Here is a 24250-nt window from a genome sequence, read left to right as displayed (position 1 = left end):
CGGCGCGCACATGTTCGACGTCACACTCCGCAGACTACCGCTCACAGCCCGAAGCGACGCTGGAGGTCTCCCAGCTGTCCGGGAAGGCGCGGTGCGCCGGCTTGCTGTCCCTGGTGGCCGGGTGCCCCGCCACCACCCGGCACTCCAGCCTGGTTCGGGACCGCGCCCGCGGCCTGCTCCGCCATCAGGGCCTCGCTGGACTGGAGCAGCACCGTGCCGGCTCCCACGAACTCGAACTGGTGCTCCTCCCCGGAGGCCCCTCCCATGCCCGTCAGTGCACGTAGACCGCCCATCAGGCCTGTCATGTACCCGTGGTCGTAATGGTGGCACGGCGAGGGGCAGTCGGCCCAGCCGACCAGGGCCTGCGGGTCGACCCGGATCGGGGGTTCCATGAACACCACGGGACCGTTCGACGCGGCCACGAACTTGCCCGTCCCGATCAGCGTGAGGAAGCCCGGCACGATCGACTGCTTGAGCGCGAGACTTGGCTGAAAAGCGAGGAGGTTGCCCGAGCGAATGGTCAGATTGCCCTCCTCCAGGTCGAAGGAGTTCACGTCGAAGGCCCGGTCGGCGAGGAGCATCTTGCCCGAGCCGGAGGCCACGACCCAGTCGCTCGCGTGCAACGGCGAATGAAAACTCGTCCGCACCAGCCGGTCGAGACGACCGTGCCCGATGCCGTTGAACTCCATCGAGCCGTAGTAGGCGATCATCTTGCCCTTCTGCAGGAACCACTCGCTCCCCTTGAGCTCCACGCAGAAGGTGTACGCGTTCACGTTGTCGTCGACCGGCAGTGTCGACGGGTCGTGGATCACGGGGCCCGTGCCCGGGTAGGTGGTCACAGCTTCTCCTCCGACGCCTGCACGTACACCGCACCACTCCCGCTGAGCTCCAGCTGGAACGCCTCGCCCGAGCCGCGGCCCACCAGATCGCGCAGACCGAGCGCGCTGGAGAGCTTGTTGCGTACGTCCCCGTGGTGGGCGACGTACGCCTGCGGATCGACATGGACCGGGCGCTGCGGGCTGATCGGCACCTCGATGACCCCGCCGTGCGCCATGACGGCGACGCTGCCGTGCCCCTTGAGGGTCGTGGTGAACAGCCCCTGACCCGTCATCTGGCCGCGCACCATGCCCATGACCCCGCCCTGCGAGCCCATGAACATCGTGCCCTGCTCCAGGGTGCCGTCGAAGGCCAGCAGCCGGTCCGCCTCCACGTACAGGGTCTCGCCCGTGAGGCTGATCACCTGGATGTGGTGGCCGCCGTGCCCGAACAGGACGGTGCCGGAGCCCTCGACGGTCATCAGCGGAGTCGCCTCGTCGGCCACCCGCCGTCCGATCATCGACATGAGGCCGCCCTGGCCGCCCTGCATGTTGGGGGTGAAGGACACCTCGCCCTTGTAGGCGAGCATCGCGCCGCGCTGGCTGAACAGCCGCTGCCCCGGCATGACCGTGGCCTCGATCATCTTCGAGTTGATCTCACGGAAGGGCATGTCACACATCTCCCGCGATCGAGTTGCGCTCACTGGGCTGCACGTACACGACGCCGTCGCCCTCGAAGCGGATCTGGAAGGCCTCGCCGCCGCCCTCGCCCATGAACGTGCGGAACGTCACACCGGACTGGAAGGACTGCCGCAGATTGCCCTGATGGGCGATGTACGCCCCCGGGTCCACGGTCAGCGGGTACTGCGAGCTGACCCGCAGCACCACGGCCGGCCCGTCCGACATGATCGCCGCCTGGCCGTGCCCCTCGATGGTCGTCGTGAAGAGCCCGTTGCCCTGCGAGGCGCCCCTGAGTCCCGTGAAGGACGTGCCCGTGCGCAGGCCGGAGTCGGTCGCGAGCAGATTGCTCGACTCGACGAAGAGTTTGTCGCCCTGGAGGTTCACGAGGTTGATCTCGCTTGCCCGGTCGGCGAACCAGCAGGTCCCCTGTCCCTTCACCTCCATGAGGGTCATCTGCTCACCGGTGATCCGGCGCGTCACCATGCCGCGGATACCCTCGCCACCGCCGCTGAGCTTCTTGAAGGCCATCTGACCGTCGTACGCCACCATCGACCCGTTCTTCGCCTTCACGGCGTCGCCGGTCATGTCGACGGCCAGCACCTTGCTGCCTTGGAGTCGGAACATCGCCACGGTGATGACGGTAGCCGTCGGGCCTGGTCGCCGAACAGATCCTTCGGGATGATCCGTCCCTGAAGACACCTCGGGGTCCGGTCTGTCAGGTGCCGCCTGCCCGGACCCCGCGGCCGGGCGGCCGGGGCCCGGATGCTTCAATGGGAAAGCTTGTGCGTGCGTTCACAAAGCATCGGCGCGGCACCGGCACCCCTTCCGAATCCACCCCAGACTCCTCCCACCGAAGGTGACTCGTGGACATCAAGACCGCCTCCGCCCTCCGTCGTCTCCGTCTGGTCTCGGCTCCCGAGGCCGTTTCCTTCCTCCTCCTGCTGGTCTGCTCGGTGCTGAAGCGGACGACGGACTTCAACGCGGTACCCGTGATGGGCATGGTCCACGGCGTCCTCTTCATCCTGTACCTGATCTTCTGGGCCGACGCCTGGAACCGCGCCAAGTGGGACCTGAAGACCGCGGCCCTCTACTTCGTCCTCTCCGTGCTGCCGGCCGGCGGCTTCTTCGCCGAGCGCAAGCTCAAGCGCGAGGCGGAGAACGCGCTCATCGCGTCCCGCGCCCGCAACGAGGGGATCGTCAGCGCATGATCGTCGCTTTCTCCGTGACGCCGCTGGGTGTCGGTGAGGACGTGGGCGAGTACGTCGCCGACGCCGTGCGGGTCGTGCGGGAGTCGGGGCTGCCCAATCGCACCGACGCGATGTTTACCTCGATCGAGGGGGAGTGGGACGAAGTGATGGCCGTCGTGAAGCGTGCCGTCGCTGTGGTGGAGGAGCGGGCGCCACGTGTGTCCGTCGTCCTCAAGGCGGACATCAGGCCCGGTGTCACCGACGGACTGACGTCCAAGGTCGACACGGTGGAGCGACACCTGTCGGTGTAGCCGCTCTGCCTTGCCCTGTCGCTTCCGCGGGGCTGTGTGGTGGGTGCGGGCCGGTGGGGGCTTGTCGCGCAGTTCCCCGCGCCCCTGAGAACGGTGGCCGAGGTTGCTTCGTCGCGTGCCGGTCGTCGTGGGCTGGTCGCGCAGTTCCCCGCACCCCTGAAAGAACCGGTGCTCGGGCCTGGTTGTCGCGTGACCGCCGTCTTGGGTTGCTCGCGCAGTTCCCCGCGCCCCCAACCCCCTAAGGGGCGCGGGGAACTGCGCAGTCTTTTAGGGGCGCGAGGAACTGCGCGAGCAACCCCCACCCGCCCGCAGGTGGATCGACAACGCCTCGCCCCCCTACCCCCCAACTGGACCCCCTCCGTTCGACACGCCGACCAAAAGCCACTTTTGTGTGGGTATCGGCTCGTTCGATCACTGGAGGGCGCTGTGCGGCCGGAGGGCTACGACTACGACACCCACAGCCAACTGGCCGGACCGCTCGCGGAGCCGTCCGGCACCGCGTACCGGGTGCAGTACACAAAGCTCCTGTCGCGCGAGCCACACCGAATACGAGCCGTCCTGCTCATGACGCTCGCCCCGCTGCTCACGGGGCTGCTCCTCGTCTACCTGGTCTGGCCGACCCACTGGGTCGTCAGAGAGGGCGGCACCCGCTGGCTGGTCGGCCTCGACATCGCGATGCTCATATCCATCGGCCTGATCGAGCTGTTCATGGTCGTCAACGTGGTCTCCATCGCCCACGCGACCATGGTGGCGAGGGACCCGATACCCGTCTTCCCGGAGCCCGGCACCAGGGTCGCCTTCCTCACCACGTACGTCCCGGGCAAGGAACCGCTCTCGATGGTCCGCGCCACTCTGGAAGGCGCCGTCCGCGTCACCCACCCCGGCCCCCACGGCGTCGACGTATGGCTCCTGGACGAGGGCGACGACGAACAGGCCAAGGCCCTCTGTGTCGAACTGGGCGTACGGCACTTCACCCGCCACGGCGTCCCCGAGTGGAACAGGGTCAAGGGCGTCCACAAGGCCCGTACGAAGCACGGCAACTACAACGCGTGGATCGCGATGCACGGCGGCGAGTACGACTTCTTCGCCTCCGTCGACACCGACCACGTCCCGCTCCCCGAGTTCCTGGAGCGGATGATGGGCTACTTCCGCGACCCGGACGTCGCGTTCGTCGTCGGCCCGCAGGTGTACGGCAACTACACCACTCCGGTCACCAAGGCGGCCGAGTCCCAGCAGTTCCTGTTCCACGCGCTGATCCAGCGGGCCGGCAACCGCTACCGCGCCCCCATGTTCGTCGGCACCAACAACGTCGTACGGATCGCGGCCGTCCGGCAGGTCGGCGGGCTGTACGACTCCATCACCGAGGACATGGCCACCGGGTTCGAGCTGCACCGGCACAAGAACCCGAGGACCGGCCACCACTGGCAGTCGGTCTACACACCCGACGTGCTGGCCGTGGGCGAGGGCCCCGAGTCCTGGACCGACTTCTTCACCCAGCAGATGCGCTGGTCGCGCGGTACGTACGAGACGCTGTTCAAGCAGTACTGGAAGGCACCCTTCACGATGCCGCCCGGCCGGCTGTTCTCGTACACGATGATGCTCGTCTACTACCCGATGACGGCCGTCAACTGGCTGCTGGGCATCCTCAGTTGCGTCCTGTTCCTGTGGTTCGGCGCGTCCGGCACCCAGGTCGCCGCCTCCATGTGGCTGATGCTCTACAGCGACGCCGCCGCCCTCCAGATCGGCCTCTATCTCTGGAACCGGCGGCACAACGTCTCCCCGCACGAACCGGAAGGCTCGGGCGGCCTCGCCGGCATGGCGATGTCGGCCCTGTCCGCGCCGATCTACCTCAAGTCGCTCGGCGCGGCCGTGGTCCGCCGCCCCAGCCGTTTCGTGGTCACCCCGAAGGGCGGCGGCGCCAGCCCCGATCGGGTGCTGACCTTCCGGATCCACCTGTTCTGGGCGGCAGTCCTGACGGCCTCGCTGGTGGCGTCGTTCGTCCTAGGGCACACGCACGCGGCCATGCGCACCTGGGCCGTCCTCGCCCTGGCGATCTCCCTCGCTCCGGTCGGCGTGTGGCTGGGCACCCGGTTCCAGGAACGCCGGGCCCGGCAGCGCGTCGCCACCCCGGCCGTCGCCCGGATCCCGGACGGCGAGCCCGCACCCGCGCCGGCCTTCAGCGCCGGCGGCACGCTTCCCAGCGGCTCGCTCCCCAGCGGCTCGCTCCCCAGCGGGACGGTCTCCAGCGGGACGGTCTCCAGCGGTACGACAGGAGGTAACTAGGCCATGGCCTACCGCCCTTCGAAGAAGACCCAGAAGAGGCTGCTCGGCATAGGCGGCGTCGCGCTGCTCGCCGGACTCAACGCCCCGGCCGCGATCGGCTTCGCCTCGGAGCAGTACTACGAGTACAAGATCGCCCAGCCGGGCTACAAGGCGAAGTACGGCTCCTGGAAGCATCTGGACATTCCGAAGGAGTTCCGCACCAACGCCATCCACGCGGCGCTCCTGCACACCGGCAAGGTGCTGATCGTCGCGGGCTCCGGCAACGAGCAGAAGAAGTTCGACAAGGGCTCCTTCGACACCGTCCTGTGGGACCCGAGGAACGACACCTTCAAGAAGATCCCCACCCCGGACGACTTCTTCTGCGCCGGACACGCCCAACTCCCCAGCGGCAGGATGCTGGTGGCCGGCGGCACGGCGCGTTACGAGCTGCTCGACGGCGAGGTCGACCGGGCCGGCGGCGGCATGCGCGTGAAGAACGAGAACCCCGACAGGCCGGTCGTCCTCAAGAAGGGCACCCGGTTCCGTTCGCCGACCGGGGTGGAGTACGTCAGCAGGTTCGACGTCACCGTCCCCAAGGCCAAGCGCACGCAGGAGATCACGTACAACAGGGCCGGTGTGATGCAGCCCTGGAAGACGAAGGTCACCGCGAGCGAGGCCCGGGTCTTCGTCGAGGCCGCCGAGTTGGGGCAGCGGTCGGTCGCGGGCAAGCAGGCCCAGTACGAGATTCTCGGCCTGAAGGGGAAGGAGGCGGCCAATACATATGGCCTCTCCGAGAAGATCACCATGGACAAGCAGGACTTCCAGGGGATCAAGGCCGCGTACGAGTTCGACCCGACGGCGGAGAAGTACGTGCCCGTCGCGCCGATGGGCAAGGCCCGCTGGTATCCGACGCTGGTCGGTCTGGAGGACGGGCGGGTGCTAGCGGTCTCCGGGCTCGACGACGTCGGGGTGATCGACCCGGGCGACAACGAGATCTACGACCCGAAGACCAAGAAGTGGACCCCGGGCCCCAAGCACTACTTCCCGACCTATCCCGCCCTCTTCCTCACCAAGGGCGGCAAGCTCTTCTACCCGGCCTCGAACGCCGGTTACGGGCCCGCCACCATGGGGCGCGAACCCGGCCTGTGGGATCTGAAGACCAACAAGTTCGAGAAGGTGCCGGGGCTGAGCGACACCGACCAGACGGAGACGTCGGCGTCCCTGCTGCTGCCCCCGGCCCAGGACCAGAAGGTGATGATCCTCGGCGGCGGAGGCGTCGGCGAGTCCAAGAAGGCGACCTCGCGCACCGCGGTCATCGACCTCAAGAAGGACAACCCCGTCTTCGAGGACGGCCCCGACCTGCCGCAGGGCACCCGCTACCTGAACAGCGTGATCATGCCGGACGACTCGGTGTTCACATCCAACGGCTCCTCGGACTACCGCGGGCGCAGCGCCAGCAACATCCTCAAGGCGCAGTTCTACGACCCCAGGTCCAACTCCTTCCGTTCGGCGGCCTCGCCCAGGGTCGGCCGCAACTACCACTCGGAGGCGCTGCTGCTGCCCGACGGCCGGGTCGCCACGTTCGGCTCCGACCCGCTCTTCGACGACCAGCAGAACACCAAGCTCGGCCACTTCGAGCAGCGCATGGAGATCTACACCCCGCCCACCCTGCACAAGAACGCCAAGACCCGTCCCGTACTCGGCGACGGTCCGCAGGAGGTCGACGGCGAGGGCCGCGCGACCTTCGCGACCCGGCATCCGGACCGGATCGTGAACGCCCGTCTGATGCGGCCGAGCGCGGTCACCCACACCACCGACGTCGAGCAGCGGTCCATCGCGCTCGGGGTCACGAAGACGGAGGACTCGGTCACCGTGGACGTACCGAAGGACCGGACGCTGGTGCCGCCCGGCTGGTACATGCTGTTCGTGACGGACGCGGACGGGACGCCGTCGGAGGCGAAGTGGGTCCAGGTGCGGTGACGCTCCGCTTGGTTGCCCGTTTGTGTCTGCGGGTTGTTCGTGGCTGGTCGCGCAGTTCCCCGCGCCCCTTATGGGGCGCTGGAGTTGCGGGCCAGAGCCAGGGCGTAGTCCGCCCACCATTGACCCGCCGACGGTCCGCCGCGGCACTGTCCGTCCGACTCCCCGGGGCGCTTGATCCACAGGTAGGCGTCCACGAGGGGGTCGCCGGTTTCCTTGGTGGGCGGGGTGCCCAGCGCGCGGCCCGGCGGGTTGCACCAGGCCTGGGAGGGGTCGCCGTCCAGCGGGCCGTTGCCGTTGCGGCTGGTGTCCACGACGAAGTGCTTGCCGCCGAGGTCCTCCGAGAGGCGGCGGCCGTACTCCTTCGTCGTCTCGTCCGTCTGGAAGTTGGAGACGTTCAGGGCGAAGCCGTCGGCGTTCGCGACGCCCGCGCGCCTGAGAGGCTCGACCAGCTTCCACGACTCCCGGATCCAGGCCGGATTGCCCGCGTCGAGGTACACCTTCGTCCGCGGCTGCCGCTTCAGCCGCACGATCGCCTCGGTGAGCATCTGCTCGCGCTCGGCGTGGTACTCGCCCGGGGTGCAGCCGTCCACGATGTGCGCGACCGCGTCCGGCTCCAGCACGACCAGGGCCTCGCTGTCGCCGATGGCCCGCGCGAACCGGTCGATCCAGTCCCGGTAGGCGTCCGCGCCGTACGCCCCGCCCGCCGAGTGCTGTCCGCAGTCGCGGTGCGGGATGTCGTACGCGACGAAGACCGCGGTACGCCCCTCCCGGGCCGCCGCCGCGGTCGCCTCCTTGATCTTCGGCTCGGGGCGCTCGGCGGAGGGCCAGATCGCGGCGGGCCGGTCCGCGATGAGCTTCAGGAGCCGGGCGTCGCGCTCGCGCCCCTGCTGCTCCCACCGCTGCACCTGCTGGGCCGCGGGGCTCGCCGGGTCGACCCAGAACGGGGAACCGGCGGCGGGGCTCGCCAGCGGGGACGTCTCACGGGCGGCGGTGTCCGTGTCGGCCTCGGGCGCGGACGAGCAGCCCGCCACGAGTCCGAGCACGGCGAGCGCCGCGAGGGTACGGGTACGGGTCTGCCGGAACATCCTGCCCCCTTGGGCGAAGGTGACGGTCAGTGACGATGTCCGACTATCGTGGCATAACGGACTTGACCGGCAGGGGTGCGACACCGTGGGCGGCCGCCTCCGGTAGGGCTGCTGTCGGGGCGTCAGGCGCCGCCCGACGCCAGTGCGATGCCCAGCGGCGTCCTCTCGTACAGCACCTGGTGTCCGTACCGGCGCGAGACGAGCAGACCCGCGTCGCGTAGCGCCGACAGATGCGCCGACACCGACGAGGGCGCGAGGCCGAGGCGGTGCGCGAGGCCCGTCGTGGTGGCGGGGTCGTCGAGCGCGGTCAGGACGGCGGCGCGGCCGCGGCCGAGGATCCGTTCCAGCGCCTCGGGCGTGCGGTCGGACGGCTCGGCCCACAGGCCCGCGATGCCGCGCGCCGGGTAGACCAGCGTCGGCTGCCAGGGCGGATCGAAGCCGCTCACCACATTCGGCCAGGAGAAGACGCTGGGCATCAACACCAGGCCCTGGCCGCCGAGTTCGCGGACGTGGTCGCCCTTGACGTCGATCGTGAGCGTGCCGGCGTCCCAGGCGAGCCGCCGGTCCAGCTCGGACAGCAGCCCGCCCAGGCCCACCTCGGCCAGGCGCCGCGAGTGGAAGACCACATCGGCCTCCAGGAGGGCGCGCAGCCTCGGCCAGTCGGGCTCGACGAGGGCGCGCCAGGCCGCCGCCAGCAGGTCGGTCAGCTCCTGGATCATGCGGACCGGGTCGGCCAGCAGGGCGCGCCCGCGCGGGGATTCGAGGGCGCCCGGGGTGTCCGCGAGCGCCAGTGCGGTGTCCTCGCGGGCCGCCTCGGGATCGGCACCGCGAACCGCCGCGATCTCCTCGTCGAACGTGGCCGAGGGGCCGAGCGGCGGAGGCCCCAGCCAGTCCGGGGTGTGCCCGCGCTGGGGCATCAACAGCCACAGAGACGTCAGATCGAGCTCCGCGGCCGCCGAACGCGTACGACGGAGCCAGTGCGCGTGATACCCGTGCCGCTCGGGGCGGTTGAGGGTACGGACCGCCTCCTGGGTCTCCCACAGCGGGGACACCGCGAAGCGGCACCTGAGGAGGTCGTCCTCGCCGAAGTGCAGATGGAACGGCATGGACCCTCCCGCCGGGGTCGATCACGAAGATTCGGCTGACACCGAAACTCTACGGCGGGCGGCCCGTGCACAGGCACGCTGCGGGACATGCCGGAAGAGAACAGGGGCACGTCGACGCTGCCCACCCCCGAGAAGACCGGTTACGGTCCCGTCTTCGCCGTACGCGAGTTCCGTGCCGTGTTCCTCGCACACGCCCTGTCGCTGCTCGGCGTCGTCGTCAGCGAGATCGCGCTGACCGTGCTCGTGTACGGGCTCACGGGGTCGCCGCTGCTCAGCGCCCTGGTGTTCGCGCTGGGCTTCCTCCCCTACCTCGTCGGCGGCACGCTGCTGTCCGGGGTGGCCGACCGGTTCCCGCCGCGGCGGGTGCTCGTCGTCTGCGACCTGGTGTGCGCCGGGTGCGCGGCGCTGATGGCCCTGCCGGCCACACCCGTCGCCGCACTGCTCGTGCTGCGGTGCGTCATCGCGGCCGTGTCACCGGTGTTCAGCGGGACACGGATGGCCACGCTGACCGACATCCTCGGCGACGGCGACCTGTTCGTGCTCGGCCGGTCCCTGCTGCGGATCGTGTCGCAGAGCGCCGTGCTCGTGGGCTTCGGCCTCGGCGGTGTCCTGCTCACCGTGGTCCCGCCGCGCGGGGCACTGGCCGTCACGCTGGGCACCTTCCTCGCCTCGGCGCTGCTTTTGCGGTTGGGCACGCGCCGCCGACCGGCCCGTGCCGGGGGCGGGGCGCTCGTGCGGTACTCGCTCTCCGGCGCACGGCAGGTTCTCGCCGACCGCCGGATCCGGGCGCTGCTGCTTCTCCTGTGGGTGCCGCCCATGTTCGTCGTGGCACCCGAGGCGCTGGCCGCCGCGTACGCGGACGAGATCGGGGTCGGCACGGCCTGGATCGGACTGCTGATGTGCGCGATGCCGGTCGGGACGATCGCGGGGGAGCTGTACGCCGGCGCCGCCCTGTCGCCCGCGGCCCGCTCCCGGATCGTGCTGCCCCTGGCGGGCGGCGGACTGCTGCCGCTCCTCCTCTACCCCTTCCACCCGGGCCTCGGCTGGATCCTGCTCGTGCTGGTGTTCGCCGGGTCGGCGGGCGCGTACACCCTCGGGCTCGACCGCTGGTTCGTGGACGCCGTTCCCGAGGAACTGCGCGGGCGGGCCATGACCGTGCACACCGCCGGGCTGATGACGATCCAGGGCGTGGGCATGGCGCTCGCCGGTGCGGCCGCCGAGTTCTGGGCGGTCAGCACGGTCGTGGGCGGCGTCGGCGTGGTGGGGACCGTGTGCTGCGTGCTCCTGGCGGTGGAGGTACGGCGTACGGGAGGGGCCCGGGAAGGCGAGGGGAAGGCGCCGGCGAAGGGGCGGGGAGTGAGGGCGGCAAAGGGGGCGAATATCGATACGCGAGACGGGGCTGACCACGATATGACCGGCCGGTAGGGTCTTTGCCGTGCCGAAGCCGCTCAGTCTTGCCTTCGATCCCATCGCCCGTGCCGACGAGCACTGGAAGCAACGCTGGGGATCCGTGCCGTCCATGGGCGCGATCACCTCCATCATGCGCGCGCACCAGATCCTCCTCGCCGAGGTCGACGCGGTCGTCAAGCCGTACGAGCTGACGTTCGCGCGCTACGAGGCCCTGGTGCTGCTCACCTTCTCCAAGGCCGGCGAGCTGCCGATGTCCAAGATCGGCGAACGGCTGATGGTGCACCCGACGTCGGTGACCAACACCGTGGACCGGCTCGCCCGGTCAGGACTGGTCGACAAGCGCCCCAACCCCAACGACGGCCGCGGCACCCTCGCCTCCATCACCGACAAGGGCCGCGAGGTCTGCGACGCCGCCACCCGCGACCTGATGTCGATGGAGTTCGGTCTCGGCGTGTACGACGCCGAGGAGTGCCGGGAGATCTTCGCGATGCTGCGTCCGCTGAGGGTGGCGGCGCACGACTTCGACGAGTAGCTCCGCCGGGTGCGGTTCGTCGACAGCGGGGTTGGCGGGGGCTGGTCGCGCCCACGCGGCGGAGCCGCATGATGTCCCGCCCCGCGCCGCTTGTGGGGCCCGTTGCCGGCCTCCGACGACGGGCGGGGGTGCCCGAAGATCGTGCGAAACCGGTGGTTACGCTCGTAGCCATGAAAAAGAGCGTGCTGACCCGCTACCGCGTCATGGCCTACGTCACCGGTGTCCTGCTGGTCCTGTTGGTCCTCGGGATGATCGGCAAGTACGTGCTCGACCTGGACGGCGCCGCGGACTTCACGCGTGTCGTCAGCGTCGCGCACGGCTGGCTGTACGTCGTCTACCTGGTCTTCGCCTTCGACCTGGGCTCCAAGGCCAAGTGGCCGGTCCCGAAGCTGCTGTGGGTGCTGCTCGCGGGCACCGTCCCCACGGCCGCCTTCTTCGTGGAGCGCAAGGTCAGCCGCGAGCTGGAGTCCAAGGTCACGGAGGACGCGGGCGCGGTCGCAAAGGCGTGACGGACTGACTGACGGGCTGGGAGCCACCACCGCCACGGGTGTGATCTGTGGCGGTTTGCCGTCGACGATTACTAGGACGTCCTAGTAACTTTGATGGTATGGACGCTGATGCCATCGAGGAGGGCCGCCGTCGCTGGCAGGCCCGGTACGACACCTCGCACAAGCGGGAAGCCGCCGGGGGTTTGGGGGCGAAGCCCCCAAGGGATTGGACACGCACGACGCTCTCCGGTGATGCGGTGGAGCCCGTGTACGGGCCTCGGCCCGGGGACGCGTACGCCGGGTTCGAGCGGATCGGCTGGCCGGGGGAGTACCCCTTCACGCGCGGGCTCTACTCGACCGGCTACCGCGGGCGGACGTGGACCATCCGGCAGTTCGCGGGTTTCGGGAACGCCGAGCAGACCAACGAGCGGTACAAGAAGATCCTCGCCGACGGCGGGGGCGGGCTCTCCGTGGCCTTCGACATGCCCACGCTCATGGGGCGCGACTCCGACGATCCGCGTTCGCTCGGCGAGGTCGGCCACTGCGGGGTCGCGATCGATTCCGCGGCCGACATGGAGGTCCTGTTCAAGGACATCCCGCTGGGCGACGTGACGACGTCGATGACGATCAGCGGACCGGCCGTCCCGGTCTTCTGCATGTACCTGGTGGCCGCCGAGCGGCAGGGCGTCGACCCGCCTGTGCTGAACGGCACGCTCCAGACCGACATCTTCAAGGAGTACATCGCGCAGAAGGAGTGGCTCTTCCAGCCGGAGCCGCATCTGCGCCTCATCGGCGACCTGATGGAGCACTGCGCCTCGTCGATCCCCGCGTACAAGCCGCTGTCCGTCTCCGGCTACCACATCCGCGAGGCCGGCTCCACGGCCGCGCAGGAACTGGCGTACACGCTGGCGGACGGGTTCGGGTACGTGGAGCTGGGGCTGTCGCGCGGGCTCGACGTCGACGTCTTCGCGCCGGGGCTGTCCTTCTTCTTCGACGCGCACGTCGACTTCTTCGAGGAGATCGCCAAGTTCCGGGCCGCGCGGCGGATCTGGGCGCGGTGGATGCGGGACGTGTACGGGGCGCGGTCCGAGAAGGCGCAGTGGCTGCGCTTCCACACGCAGACGGCGGGCGTCTCGCTGACGGCCCAGCAGCCGTACAACAACGTCGTCCGTACGGCGGTCGAGGCGCTCGCGGCGGTGCTGGGCGGCACGAACTCCCTCCACACGAACGCGCTCGACGAGACGCTCGCCCTGCCGTCCGAGCAGGCCGCGGAGATCGCCCTGCGTACGCAGCAGGTGCTGATGGAGGAGACCGGTGTCGCCAACGTCGCGGATCCGCTGGGCGGTTCCTGGTACGTCGAGCAGCTGACGGACCGGATCGAGGCGGATGCGGAGCGGATCTTCGAGCAGATCAGGGAACGGGGGGAGCGGGCGCATCCCGACGGGGTGCATCCGATCGGGCCCGTCACGTCCGGGATTCTGCGGGGGATCGAGGACGGGTGGTTCACCGGGGAGATCGCGGAGTCGGCGTTCCGGTACCAGCGGGCTGTGGAGAAGGGGGAGAAGCGGGTTGTGGGTGTCAACGTCCACCACGGCTCTGTCACTGGTGACTTGGAGATTCTGCGGGTCGGGCATGAGGTGGAGCGGGAGCAGGTTCGGGTGCTCTCGGGGCGGCGGGCGGGTCGGTCGGAGTCGGCTGTGCATGGGGCCATTGCCGCGATGCTCGCCGCCGCGCGGGACGGGTCGAACATGATCGTGCCGATGCTCGCCGCGGTGCGGGCCGAGGCGACCCTCGGCGAGATTTGCGATGCCCTCCGGGAAGAGTGGGGCGAGTACACGGAACCGGCGGGGTTCTAGCCGTTTTTTTCGCCCCCGCCGCCTCTACCCTCCCCCACTCTCGGCTTCGCTCGAGCGGGGGGACCCCCATCGTCCCTTTCTGGGGGCTCCGCCCCCAGGCCCCCGGAATCGCGCTGAACGCGCTCGTCCTCAAACGCCGGACAGGCTGAAAGACAGGGGCGCAGCCCCGTCTTTCAGGGGCGCGGGGAACTGCGCGACCAGCCACACACCACCCGCACCCGACTAACGGGGGTTCGGGGGCGGAGCCCCTGAGCTAGTGACGGGAATGGGTAGGGGCGGCGGGGGCGACAAAAGGGTTCAAGCCTCCGGCGTTGCCGCACCCGACAAGCCCAGTAGCAGGACCCGGGTGAAGTCGTGGACCCACGTCGGGGTGACCGGTTCGGCGCAGACCAGGGTGCGGTGGACCACCGCACCGGCGACCATGTCGAAGATGAGATCGACCGTGCGGGCCGCGGCCGAGGGGTCGGACTCCGGAGGGAGTTCACCACGGACCTGGGCCCGCCGCCGCCCTTCAACCACCAACCGCTTCTGACGGTCGACGACAGACGCCCGGATCCGCTCCCGCAGCGCGTCGTCCCGCGTGGACTCGGCGAGGACCGCCATCAACCCGCTCTTCGCCTCCGGGCGCGCGAGGATCGCCGCGAACTGGAGCACCACACCCTCGATGTCCGCCGAGAGGCTCCCCCGGTCGGGCAGCTCCAGCTCGTCGAAGAGCGCCGCCACCGCGTCGACCACGAGCTCGTTCTTGCCCGCCCAGCGACGGTAGAGGGTCGTTTTGGCCACCCCGGCACGTGTCGCCACGTCCCCCAGCGTCAGCTTGGACCAGCCCAGTTCGACCAGAGCCGCACGCGTCGCCGCCAGGATCGCGGCGTCCGCGGCGGCGCTGCGGGGACGCCCGGTGCGGGGGGCGGAGGTGCGGCTCTGCATGCCGGTGACCATATCCGGGGACTCTGAGTAAGGGGATTCCGTGGAGCCGTGAGGGAGATCACCGGAATGCGCCTGACGCGATTCCCCGGAGAGAGTTACGCTACGACCCGTAGCGAAAGCTCGTGTGCGAGCGACAACCGCGCGGCGCCAGGTGGGGACCCGGCGCCAGGACCGACGTCGACCAGTACTGGACCACGTAATCGACCAGCTTTCACAACGCTTTTCACAGAGGCGCGCGGAGGGGGGAGGATAGACGCATGCAGCCACGGAACATGTCCATGAGCGGAGTCGTCGACCTCGCCGCGGTGAAGGCGGCCCAAGAGGCCAAGGCGAAGGCGGAGCAGGCGCGTGCGGAAGCGGCGCGGCAGGGCGGCGGAGCCGTCTCCGCGGTGTCGCCGTCGAGTCTCGTCATCGACGTCGACGAGGCGGGTTTTGAGCGGGACGTCCTGCAGCGCTCCACCGAGGTGCCGGTCGTCATCGACTTCTGGGCCGAGTGGTGCGAGCCGTGCAAGCAGCTCAGCCCGCTCCTGGAGCGGCTCACCGCCGAGTACAACGGCCGGTTCGTCCTCGCCAAGATCGACGTCGACGCGAATCAGATGCTGATGCAGCAGTTCGGGATCCAGGGGATCCCGGCGGTGTTCGCGGTGGTGGCCGGTCAGGCCCTGCCGCTCTTCCAGGGGGCCGCCCCCGAGGCCCAGATCCGGGGCACCCTCGACCAGCTCGTGCAGGTCGCCGAGGAGCGCTTCGGCCTGACGGGTCTGACCGTCGACCCGGACGGCGAGCAGGGTGCGCAGAGCGGGCAGCCCGTGGAGGCCCAGGTCCCGGCCGGTCCGTACGACGCGCTGCTCGAAGCCGCCGTACAGGCCCTGGATGCGGGCGACTTCGGCGGCGCGGTGCAGGCGTACAAGAACGTGCTGAGTGACGACCCGGGCAACACGGAGGCCAAGCTGGGCCTGGCCCAGGCCGAGTTGCTCCAGCGCGTGCAGGGCGCCGACCCGCAGCAGGTGCGCAAGGAAGCCGCCGACAACCCCGGTGACGTACCGGCGCAGATCGCCGCCGCCGACCTGGACCTGGTGGGCGGCCATGTCGAGGACGCCTTCGGGCGGCTCGTCGACGCGGTGGCGCGTACGGCGGGTGACGACCGGGACGCGGCGCGCGTACGGCTTCTTGAGCTCTTCGAGGTAGTGGGCGCCGACGACCCGCGTGTCGCCGCGGCGCGCCGGGCGCTGGCCCGGGCCCTGTTCTGACCAGTCGCTAAACGTCGGGACCCGTGGTGCCCGAGTGAAGAATTTGGCGACAGAGCGGTACTGCGGCCGCGTTTTACCAAAACTTGGTAAACGCGGCCGCTGTTACTGCGAGTAAGTCAGGGGCGGTGATCTGTCGGATTCCGTCCAAGGTTCGATCACTTTGTCACCGCCCTTGGTGCCACCCAGAGTTGTCGGCCGATACCGACGGGTCGTTGTTCGGTTATCCGGCCGTTACTAGCCAGTAACGAACCCCCTTGTGCGGGCGGCGAGAATGCACCACGATCGGCGACGCTCGGTCCATTCCCCTTCCCCGACAGCCAATCGGGTCAGCGGGTTTCCTTGGGTCCCCACCGAGTAGGGACGGCGGCAGTGGCGCCGTCCCTTGGGCAGGGGGGTCTTCGCCGTTCGGTGGAGCCTGTCCAGCAGGTTGTGCGTGAAGTGTTCAGGCGCGACCAGTGGTTGTCGCTCGGGGGTGATCGCCGGTGATTCGGGTGCGTTCCGCGCCTCCGGGTTGGGGCGCTCTCCTTCCCGAGGACGTAGCACTTCTCCCATCCCTGCCCGGCTGAGCCGCCGTCTGGGGGCAGCCAGGGCCGGAGATGTACGTCCGAGAAGGAGGAAATATGGAGTCCCAGGTGCGTGGCGGGACCAGATGGAAGCGGTTCGCGGTAGTCATGGTGCCCAGCGTGGCCGCGACCGCCGCGATAGGTGTCGCCCTGGCTCAGGGTGCTCTCGCCGCGTCGTTCAGCGTGTCGGGTCAGTCGTTCAAGGTGACGGCGGACCGGCTCGACGGTGTTGGCTTCTCGCAGTACGGGGCCATCGACCAGGGCTACACGCTCAAGGGTGAGAAGACGGCGCACCCGGTTGCGGTGTCGGCGTTCAAGAGCGCCAAGATCACCAACATGTGCCAGTCCGTGGTCACCCCGGACATCCCGTTGATCGGTTCCGTCAGCCTGACGCTGAAGGCCGGTGGCGGCAGCACGCCGGTCGAGGCCGAGAACCTCTACATCGACGTCGAGGATCTGCAGGCCAACGCGACCTTCCGCAACATCGACATCGGTGTTGCCGCCGGGAACGCCGACAAGGGCCCCGGTATGAAGGGCGGCAAGGAGCAGGCGAACCCCTACGGTTTCGCCCAGCAGGCCGACTCGGCCACGCTGACCGACGTGAAGCAGACGGCGTGGGCGACCACCGCCGGCACCTTCAAGCTCAGCGGCCTGAAGATGTCGCTGTCCAAGGGTGTCAAGGAGTGCTACTAGGCACTCCGTGGGCGGGTGAGGGAGCCTGCGCTGCCTCGCCCGCCCGTCCCTTTTCGTAGTACGTGAAAACCCTCAGCAACGCCGTTCCAGGGAGCTGTTTTCCATGAGCGCCGAGACTCCTGCCGCGCGCGGTCAATTCCACATCTGGCGGCTGCGGTTCCGTGCCTGGCGGGGCGGCCGGCCGTTCTGGGCTGGCCTGTTCATCCTGATCGCCGGATTCCCGATCGCATACCTTCCGTACGCGAACCTGCAGATCGGGCATCTCACGCTGGCCATGGCGACGACCGCGGGTGCGGGGTCTCTCATCATCGGCGTGCTCCTGGGTGTTCTCGGAATCAGCCTCTGGTACCAGAAGCACATCCGGACCTTCGCCGGTGTCGCGGCGATCCTGCTGGGCCTGGTGTCGCTGCCGGTGTCCAACTTCGGAGGCTTCTTCGTCGGCTTCCTGCTGGCCCTCGTGGGCGGCGGAATGGCCGTGGCCTGGGCCCCGGGCGAGGAGCCCGCCGCGCGCCCGGCCGAGACGGACCGTACGGACAAGGGTGACGCCCCGGAGGCCGCACTGGCCAACGGCGCGAGCGAGCCGAACGATCTGTCAGGAACGAGCCCGACCAACGGGGCGAACGGGAGGCACAGTGCCGGCTGACGAGGTCCAATACGCGGGCCCCGCGGGGGAGTCCCGTGAGAGAACCGGGCCGCGGCACGCAGCCCCCAAGAAGCCGTTGTTCACCAGGTTGCACGTGCCCGCGGGCAAGGCGATAGCCATCGCGTCGATGCCGACGGCCATCCTCATGGGGATGGGCTTCACGCCGACGCTCGCCCGGGCCGAGGACAAGCCGTCGGCGAAGAACCTGACGATCGACGAGTACAAGGACTGCGTCGACGCGCTGGAGGAGGAGACCGAAGAGGCCAAGGACGACGCGTCCCCCACGCCGTCGCCGTCCGCCTCGACGAGCACCCCCGCGGACGACGAGAAGGAGCCGAGCGCCTCGGACCCGTCGGGTTCGGACACGCCGGGCTCGGGCTCTTCGTCGGATTCAGGTTCCGACGACAAGCCCGAACCGACGCCGTCCGCCTCGGAGTCCAAGGCGCCCGCCGAGAACACCGAGCCGACACCGACGCCCACCCCCTCGGCGTCCGAGTCGAAGAACCCGCTCGACCCCCTGGGTCTCGGCGAGGCGATCAAGGACATCTTCACCCCCGACGAGGAGACGGCCACCCCGACCCCGACTCCCTCCGCGTCGACCCCCGCGGCCGAGAAGCCCGCCGAGACGTCGGCGGACAAGGCCGAGGACCCGGTCAAGGACACGGTGGACAAGGCCGAGGACACGGTCAAGGACGTCACCGACGCGGCGACCGATGCTGCCGAGGACACCGCGGACAAGGCGGAGGAGGCGGCCGACGACGCCACCGCGTCCCCGACCCCCAGCCCGTCCGCGAGCTCCTCGACCGACCCGGACGACTGCCCGGCCGCCACGGACGACGAGGGCGGTGTCGAGCAGGGCATTCCCGCCCTGGCCGACGACCCCTGGCAGCTGGAGGCCAGTTCGCTCCTGCTCAAGGGCGCCGACTACCAGGGCATCGTCAAGGTGAAGACGGCCAGCGGCAAGGTCAAGGAGGTCCTCAAGTACGTGATCTCCGACGGCACCGACATCGGTGACCTGCACCAGACGGTCACCGACAAGCAGGCCGGCAAGACCTACCACGTGCAGGCGGGCAAGGGCACCACGTCCACCATCCGCGACGGTAAGACGGTCATGTACACGGAGAGCATCTCCGGCAACCTGCTCGGTCTGATCCCGATCACGTTCGACCCGGAGCACCCGCCGCCGCTGAACATCCCGCTGATCTACTTCACGAAGGTGAAGGTCGTGCAGGCCGCCCAGTTCGGCGGGACGCTGACCGTCCCCGGCATGCACCAGTTCACGACGGACTGACCCGGACGCGACGGACGGGCCGTACGCGGCCCTCCGGGCGCCCACCGGAGCCAACCGACCTCCGGGAGCCGCAAAACACGCTGAGGGCGCCCCCTGCGCGGCAGGGGGCGCCCTCAGCGGCGTACAGGCGGCCGTACGGACCACAAGCGGGGCCGTACGGCCGCTTCTTGGCGGCCGTACGGGCCGGATCAGCCGCCCAGGTGGTGCACGCGGACCATGTTGGTGGTGCCGGGGACGCCGGGGGGAGAGCCGGCGGTCATCACGACGATGTCGCCCTCGGTGAAGCGGTTGAGCTTGCGCAGCTCGTTGTCGACCAGGTCGACCATCTCGTCGGTGCTGTGCACGAACGGCACGACGTAGGACTCGACGCCCCAGCTCAGCGCGAGCTGGTTGCGGGTGCCCTCCTCCGTGGTGAAGGCCACGATCGGCTGCTCGGCGCGGTAGCGGGACAGCCGGCGGGCCGTGTCACCGGACTTGGTGAAGGCCACCAGGCCCTTGCCGCCCAGGAAGTCCGCGATCTCGCACGCGGCACGGGCCACCGAACCACCCTGCGTACGCGGCTTCTTGCCGGGCACGAGCGGCTGCAGGCCCTTGGAGAGCAGCTCCTGCTCGGCCGCGACGACGATCTTCGACATCGTCTTCACGGTCTCGATCGGATACGCGCCCACGCTCGACTCGGCCGACAGCATGACCGCGTCCGCCCCGTCCAGGATCGCGTTGGCGACGTCGGACGCCTCGGCGCGCGTGGGGCGGGAGTTGGTGATCATCGACTCCATCATCTGGGTCGCCACGATCACCGGCTTGGCGTTGCGCCGGCACAGCTCCACGAGGCGCTTCTGCACCATCGGGACCTTTTCCAGGGGGTACTCGACGGCGAGGTCGCCACGGGCCACCATCACACCGTCGAAGGCCGCGACGACGGCGTCCATGTTCTCGACCGCCTGGGGCTTCTCCACCTTGGCGATGACGGGGACCCGGCGGCCCTCCTCGTCCATGATCTTGTGCACGTCGTTCACATCGTGGGCGTCGCGCACGAAGGACAGCGCCACCAGGTCGCAGCCCATCCTCAGGGCGAAGCGCAGGTCCTCGACGTCCTTCTCGGACAGTGCCGGCACGTTCACGGCCGTGCCGGGCAGGTTGATGCCCTTGTGGTCCGAGATGACACCGCCCTCGATGACGATCGTCCTGACCTGGGGGCCCTCGACCTCGACGACCCGCAGCTCGACGTTGCCGTCGTTGATCAGGACCTGGTCGCCCTTGGAGACATCGCCCGGCAGACCCTTGTACGTGGTGCCGCAGACCGACTTGTCGCCCGGGACGTCCTCGGTCGTGATGGTGAACTCGTCACCCCGCTCCAGCTCCACGGGACCCTCGGCGAAGGTCTCCAGCCGGATCTTGGGGCCCTGCAGGTCGGCGAGCACGCCGATGGCGCGGCCCGTCTCCTGGGCGGCGGCCCGGACCCGCTCGTAGCGGCCCTGGTGCTCGGCGTGGGAGCCGTGGCTGAAGTTGAAACGGGCCACGCTCATGCCGGCCTCGATCAGCGAGACGAGCTGCTCGTGGGAGTCGACGGCGGGGCCCAGTGTGCAGACGATTTTGGAACGGCGCATGGGGCGATCCTATCGGTTTGTTTCGCTACGGAATATTCCGTCTGGTGGAAGATACAAATGGGCGGGTACGCGCTCAGGCGTGGGCCTGGCCGGCTTCCTCGGCGCTCTCCTGGAGCGGCTCGTCGGCCGCTCCCCGGCTGCTCCTCAGGCGTTCCCGTTCCTCACGAGTGCGTAGGTCTGGTCGGCGATCTCCAGTTCCTCGTCGGTCGGTACGACGGCCACCGCGACCCGCGCGCCCTCGGGCGAGATCAGGCGCGGCTCGCCGGACCGTACGGCGTTCAGTTCGCCGTCGACCGCCAGGCCCAGCGCCTCCAGGCCCGCGATCGCGGCCTCGCGCACAGGGGCGGCGTTCTCGCCGACGCCCGCCGTGAAGGCCACCGCGTCGACCCGGCCGAGCACCGCGTAGTACGCGCCGATGTACTTCTTGAGTCTGTGTATGTAGATGTCGAAGGCGAGTCGGGCCTGTGCGGCGTCCTCGGCACCTTCGTCGATGCGGCGGCGGATCTCCCGCATGTCGTTGTCGCCGCACAGGCCGATCAGACCGCTCTTCTTGTTGAGAAGAGTGTCGATCTCGTCCGTGGACATCCCGCCAACACGCATCAAATGGAAGATGACTGCGGGATCCATGTCACCGGACCGCGTACCCATCACGAGCCCCTCCAAGGGCGTCAGTCCCATGGAGGTGTCCACACACCGGCCCCTCTCGACCGCCGACGCCGAGGCGCCGTTGCCGAGGTGCAGCACGATGACGTTCACCTCCTCCGGCGCCTTGCCGAGCAGCTCGGCGGTCGCGCGGGACACGTACGCGTGCGAGGTGCCGTGGAAGCCGTACCGGCGGATGCGGTGCTCGTCGGCGGTCTTCACGTCGATCGCGTAGCGGGCCGCGGCCTCCGGCATCGTCGTGTGGAAGGCCGTGTCGAAGACGGCGACCTGCGGGAGGTCCGGGCGCAGTGCCTGTGCGGTACGGATTCCGGTGAGGTTGGCCGGGTTGTGCAGGGGCGCCACCGGGATGAGGCGCTCGATCTCGGCGAGCACGGCGTCGTCGACGACGGTCGGCTCGGTGAAGGTCTTGCCGCCGTGCACGACCCGGTGGCCGATCGCGGCCAGCTCGGGGGAGTCGAGGCCGAGCCCGTCCTTGGCCAGCTCCTCGGCGACGGCCTTCAGGGCGGCTTCGTGGTCGGCGATCGGCCCGTTCGTCTCGCGGGACTCGCCGGTGGCGAGGGGCGTGTGCTTCAGCCGGGAGGTCTCCTCGCCGATGCGCTCGACGAGCCCCACCGCCAGCCGGCTGCTGTCGCTCATGTCGAGCAGCTGGTACTTCACCGACGAGGAGCCGGAGTTGAGGACGAGGACGCGGGTGGCTGTCACTGGGCGGAGGCCTTCTGGGTCGGGTACGCGGACGGGGAGGAGGCGGCCGAGGGGTCCTGCCGGGCGGCCTGGGCCTGGATCGCCGTGATGGCGACGGTGTTCACGATGTCCCCGACCAGGGCGCCGCGGGACAGGTCGTTGACCGGCTTGCGCAGGCCCTGCAGAACGGGCCCGACGGCGATCGCGCCGGCCGAACGCTGAACGGCCTTGTACGTGTTGTTGCCGGTGTTGAGGTCCGGGAAGATCAGCACGGACGCCTGTCCCGCGACCTCCGACCCCGGCAGCTTGGTGGCCGCGACGGTCGGCTCGACGGCGGCGTCGTACTGGATCGGCCCCTCGATCTTCAGGTCGTCGCGGCGCGAGCGGACCAGCTCGGTGGCCGTGCGCACCTTGTCGACGTCCGCGCCCGAGCCGGACGTGCCGGTCGAGTACGAAAGCATCGCGATCCGCGCCTCGACCCCGAACTGCTCGGCGGTGGCGGCCGACTGGATGGCGATGTCGGCCAACTGCTCCGCGTTCGGGTCGGGGTTGACCGCGCAGTCGCCGTACACGAGGACCTTGTCGGCGAGACACATGAAGAAGACCGAGGAGACGATCGAGGCTTCCGGCTTCGTCTTGATGATCTCGAATGCCGGGCGGATGGTGGCCGCCGTGGAGTGCACGGACCCGGACACCATGCCGTCGGCCAGGCCCTCCTCGACCATCAGCGTGCCGAAGTAGTTCACGTCCGACACGACGTCGTACGCGAGCTCGACGGATACGCCCTTGTGGGCCCGGAGCTGGGCGTACTTCTCGGCGAACCGGTCGCGCAGCTCGGAGGTCTGCGGGTCGATCAGCTGGGCGCCGCCGAGGTCGATGCCGAGGTCGGCGGCCTTCTTGCGGATCTGGTCGACCGGGCCGAGCAGCGTGAGGTCGCAGACACCGCGGCGCAGCAGCACCTCGGCGGCGTGCAGGACGCGGGCCTCGGTGCCCTCGGGCAGCACGACGCGCCGCTTGTCGGAGCGGGCCTGCTCCAGCAGCTTGTGCTCGAACATCATCGGCGTGACCCGGCCGCTGCTGGGCGCCGAGACCCGCTTCAGCAGGCCGCCCGTGTCCACGTACCGCTCGAAGAGACCGAGGGCCGTCTCCGCCTTGCGGGGCGTCGTCGCGTTCAACTTCCCCTCCATGCCGAAGAGTTCGGACGCCGTGAGGAAGGAGCCGGTCTCGACCGCGACCACCGGCGTGCCGGGGGCGAGACGGGCGGCGAGGGTGAGAACGAGGTCGCTGGGACGCTCGTTCAGGGTCAGCAGGACGCCCGCGATGGGCGGGGTGCCGGCGCTGTGCGCGGCGAGGGCGCCCACCACGAGGTCGGCGCGGTCGCCGGGCGTGACGACCATGCAGCCGGGGGTCAGCGCGCCCAGGAAGTTCGGCAGCATGGCGCCGCCGAAGACGAAGTTCAGCGCGTCGCGCGCGAGCCCCGAGTCGTCGCCGAGGAGCACCTTGCCGCCGAGGGCATGGGTGATCTGGGCGACCGTCGGCGCGGAGAGCGCGGGCTCGTCCGGCAGCACGTAACACGGCACGGGGAGGCGGTTGTCGAGCCGCGCGTGTATCTCGGCGCGGTCGGCCGGGCTGACCCGGTTCACCACCATCGCGAGTACGTCGCAGCCGAGGCCGTCGTAGGCGCGGAACGCGTTGCGGGTCTCCGCGAGCACAGACTCCGAGGTCTGGTTGCGGCCGCCCACGACCGGGATCACGGCGGCGCCGAACTCGTTCGCCAGCCGGGCGTTGAGCGCGAGCTCGTCGGGGAACTGGGTGTCCGCGTAGTCCGTGCCGAGCACGAGGACGACGTCGTAGTCGCGGGCCACCCGGTGGAAGCGGTCGACGAGCTGCGAGACCAGCTCGTCGGAGCCCTGTTCGGCCTGGAGCGCGGACGCCTCGTGGTAGTCCATGCCGTAGACCGTCGCCGGGTCCTGGGCCAGCCGGTAGCGGGCCCGCAGCAGCTCGAAGAGACGGTCGGGCCCGTCGTGGACGAGGGGGCGGAACACCCCCACCCGGTCCACCTGGCGGGTCAGGAGCTCCATGACTCCCAGCTCGATGACCTGGCGGCCGTCTCCTCGGTCGATCCCGGTCACGTACACGCTGCGCGTCACGCGTGCTCTCCGTTTCCTCCGATAGCGGTAAAAAGACAGCCGTTATCATCGGCTGTGCCCTCTTGACAATAC

Annotated in this window: 21 protein-coding genes; 12 read left to right on the top strand and 9 right to left on the bottom strand. The window is 69.6% G+C overall.

The genetic code is table 11. The annotated features are described in order from the left end of the window. Positions 1-41: 41 nt before the first annotated feature. Genes QF035_RS17955 through QF035_RS17945 form a run of 3 tightly spaced genes read right to left on the bottom strand, consistent with a single transcriptional unit; the run spans position 42 to position 2120 of the window. Positions 42-839, bottom strand: coding sequence for an AIM24 family protein (locus tag QF035_RS17955; RefSeq protein ID WP_055617943.1), 798 nt, complete (start codon positions 837-839; stop codon positions 42-44). Then, positions 836-1486, bottom strand: coding sequence for an AIM24 family protein (locus QF035_RS17950; RefSeq protein WP_307521363.1), 651 nt, complete (start codon positions 1484-1486; stop codon positions 836-838). The genes QF035_RS17955 and QF035_RS17950 overlap by 4 nt, the downstream gene beginning before the upstream one ends. Position 1487: 1 nt before the next feature. Then, a complete protein-coding gene (locus QF035_RS17945; protein WP_055617945.1) occupies positions 1488-2120 on the bottom strand; it encodes an AIM24 family protein in 633 nt (210 codons plus the stop codon). A gap of 239 nt (positions 2121-2359) precedes the next feature. Between QF035_RS17945 and QF035_RS17940 the strand changes: the two genes are divergently transcribed. The 4 genes from QF035_RS17940 to QF035_RS17925 all read left to right on the top strand — a co-directional run bounded on the left by QF035_RS17940 (position 2360) and on the right by QF035_RS17925 (position 7236). Then, the gene (locus QF035_RS17940; protein WP_307521362.1) at positions 2360-2704 is read left to right on the top strand and encodes a DUF3817 domain-containing protein; all 345 of its coding nucleotides are present in this window, start codon (positions 2360-2362) and stop codon (positions 2702-2704) included. Continuing rightward, entirely contained in the window at positions 2701-2994 is a 294-nt protein-coding gene (locus tag QF035_RS17935) for an MTH1187 family thiamine-binding protein (RefSeq protein WP_307521361.1), read from the top strand. Before QF035_RS17940 ends, QF035_RS17935 begins: the two co-directional genes overlap by 4 nt. Before the next feature lie 426 nt (positions 2995-3420). Continuing rightward, complete coding sequence (locus tag QF035_RS17930; RefSeq protein WP_307521360.1) at positions 3421-5277, top strand: glycosyltransferase family 2 protein; 1857 nt, start codon at positions 3421-3423, stop codon at positions 5275-5277. A 3-nt stretch (positions 5278-5280) separates the two neighbouring features. Further along, positions 5281-7236 carry a kelch motif-containing protein gene (locus QF035_RS17925; RefSeq protein WP_307521359.1) on the top strand — a complete coding sequence of 652 codons (1956 nt, stop codon included), beginning with the start codon at positions 5281-5283 and terminating at the stop codon, positions 7234-7236. Between the two features lie 68 nt (positions 7237-7304). Here QF035_RS17925 and QF035_RS17920 read toward each other — a convergent pair whose 3' ends face one another. Together QF035_RS17920 and QF035_RS17915 are read right to left on the bottom strand one after the other, a co-directional pair. Continuing rightward, on the bottom strand, positions 7305-8321 hold the full coding sequence (locus QF035_RS17920) for a glycoside hydrolase family 6 protein (protein ID WP_307521357.1): 1017 nt from the start codon (positions 8319-8321) through the stop codon (positions 7305-7307). 122 nt (positions 8322-8443) lie between these two features. Further along, on the bottom strand, positions 8444-9427 hold the full coding sequence (locus QF035_RS17915) for an ArsR/SmtB family transcription factor (protein ID WP_307521356.1): 984 nt from the start codon (positions 9425-9427) through the stop codon (positions 8444-8446). Positions 9428-9514: 87 nt separating this feature from the next. On the opposite strand from QF035_RS17915, the gene QF035_RS17910 reads away from it, so the two are divergent. The 4 genes from QF035_RS17910 (at position 9515) to QF035_RS17895 (ending at position 13713) form a co-directional block, all read left to right on the top strand. Continuing rightward, positions 9515-10852, top strand: coding sequence for an MFS transporter (locus QF035_RS17910; protein ID WP_307521355.1), 1338 nt, complete (start codon positions 9515-9517; stop codon positions 10850-10852). 10 nt (positions 10853-10862) lie between these two features. Beyond that, a complete protein-coding gene (locus QF035_RS17905; protein ID WP_307521353.1) occupies positions 10863-11369 on the top strand; it encodes a MarR family winged helix-turn-helix transcriptional regulator in 507 nt (168 codons plus the stop codon). Between the two features lie 170 nt (positions 11370-11539). Next, positions 11540-11878, top strand: coding sequence for a DUF3817 domain-containing protein (locus tag QF035_RS17900; protein ID WP_189845567.1), 339 nt, complete (start codon positions 11540-11542; stop codon positions 11876-11878). Positions 11879-11976: 98 nt separating this feature from the next. Then, positions 11977-13713 carry an acyl-CoA mutase large subunit family protein gene (locus QF035_RS17895; protein WP_307521352.1) on the top strand — a complete coding sequence of 579 codons (1737 nt, stop codon included), beginning with the start codon at positions 11977-11979 and terminating at the stop codon, positions 13711-13713. 297 nt (positions 13714-14010) lie between these two features. On the opposite strand, the gene QF035_RS17890 is transcribed toward QF035_RS17895, so the two are convergent. After that, positions 14011-14640, bottom strand: coding sequence for a TetR/AcrR family transcriptional regulator (locus QF035_RS17890; protein ID WP_307521351.1), 630 nt, complete (start codon positions 14638-14640; stop codon positions 14011-14013). Between the two features lie 257 nt (positions 14641-14897). Between QF035_RS17890 and QF035_RS17885 the strand changes: the two genes are divergently transcribed. The 4 genes from QF035_RS17885 (at position 14898) to QF035_RS17870 (ending at position 19077) form a co-directional block, all read left to right on the top strand. Beyond that, entirely contained in the window at positions 14898-15887 is a 990-nt protein-coding gene (locus QF035_RS17885) for a tetratricopeptide repeat protein (RefSeq protein ID WP_307521350.1), read from the top strand. Positions 15888-16507: 620 nt separating this feature from the next. Beyond that, positions 16508-17143, top strand: a complete 636-nt coding sequence (locus tag QF035_RS17880) for a DUF6230 family protein (RefSeq protein ID WP_143636135.1) — start codon at positions 16508-16510, stop codon at positions 17141-17143. Between the two features lie 103 nt (positions 17144-17246). Next, positions 17247-17786, top strand: a complete 540-nt coding sequence (locus tag QF035_RS17875) for a DUF6114 domain-containing protein (protein ID WP_307521349.1) — start codon at positions 17247-17249, stop codon at positions 17784-17786. Beyond that, entirely contained in the window at positions 17776-19077 is a 1302-nt protein-coding gene (locus tag QF035_RS17870; protein ID WP_307521348.1) for a hypothetical protein, read from the top strand. Before QF035_RS17875 ends, QF035_RS17870 begins: the two co-directional genes overlap by 11 nt. A gap of 188 nt (positions 19078-19265) precedes the next feature. Here QF035_RS17870 and pyk read toward each other — a convergent pair whose 3' ends face one another. The 3 genes from pyk to pta all read right to left on the bottom strand — a co-directional run bounded on the left by pyk (position 19266) and on the right by pta (position 24178). Beyond that, positions 19266-20684: a pyruvate kinase gene (pyk, locus tag QF035_RS17865; protein ID WP_307521347.1), complete on the bottom strand. Its 1419-nt coding sequence runs from the start codon at positions 20682-20684 to the stop codon at positions 19266-19268. A 144-nt stretch (positions 20685-20828) separates the two neighbouring features. Beyond that, positions 20829-22049, bottom strand: a complete 1221-nt coding sequence (locus QF035_RS17860) for an acetate kinase (protein ID WP_307521346.1) — start codon at positions 22047-22049, stop codon at positions 20829-20831. Then, on the bottom strand, positions 22046-24178 hold the full coding sequence (gene pta, locus QF035_RS17855; protein ID WP_307521345.1) for a phosphate acetyltransferase: 2133 nt from the start codon (positions 24176-24178) through the stop codon (positions 22046-22048). The genes QF035_RS17860 and pta overlap by 4 nt, the downstream gene beginning before the upstream one ends. Positions 24179-24250: the final 72 nt, after the last annotated feature.

The sequence above is a fragment of the Streptomyces umbrinus genome (assembly GCF_030817415.1).
Taxonomy (GTDB): domain Bacteria; phylum Actinomycetota; class Actinomycetes; order Streptomycetales; family Streptomycetaceae; genus Streptomyces; species Streptomyces umbrinus_A.
The sequence above is the reverse complement of the archived record's forward strand: the minus strand, read 5'-3'. Positions and strand labels throughout refer to the sequence as shown.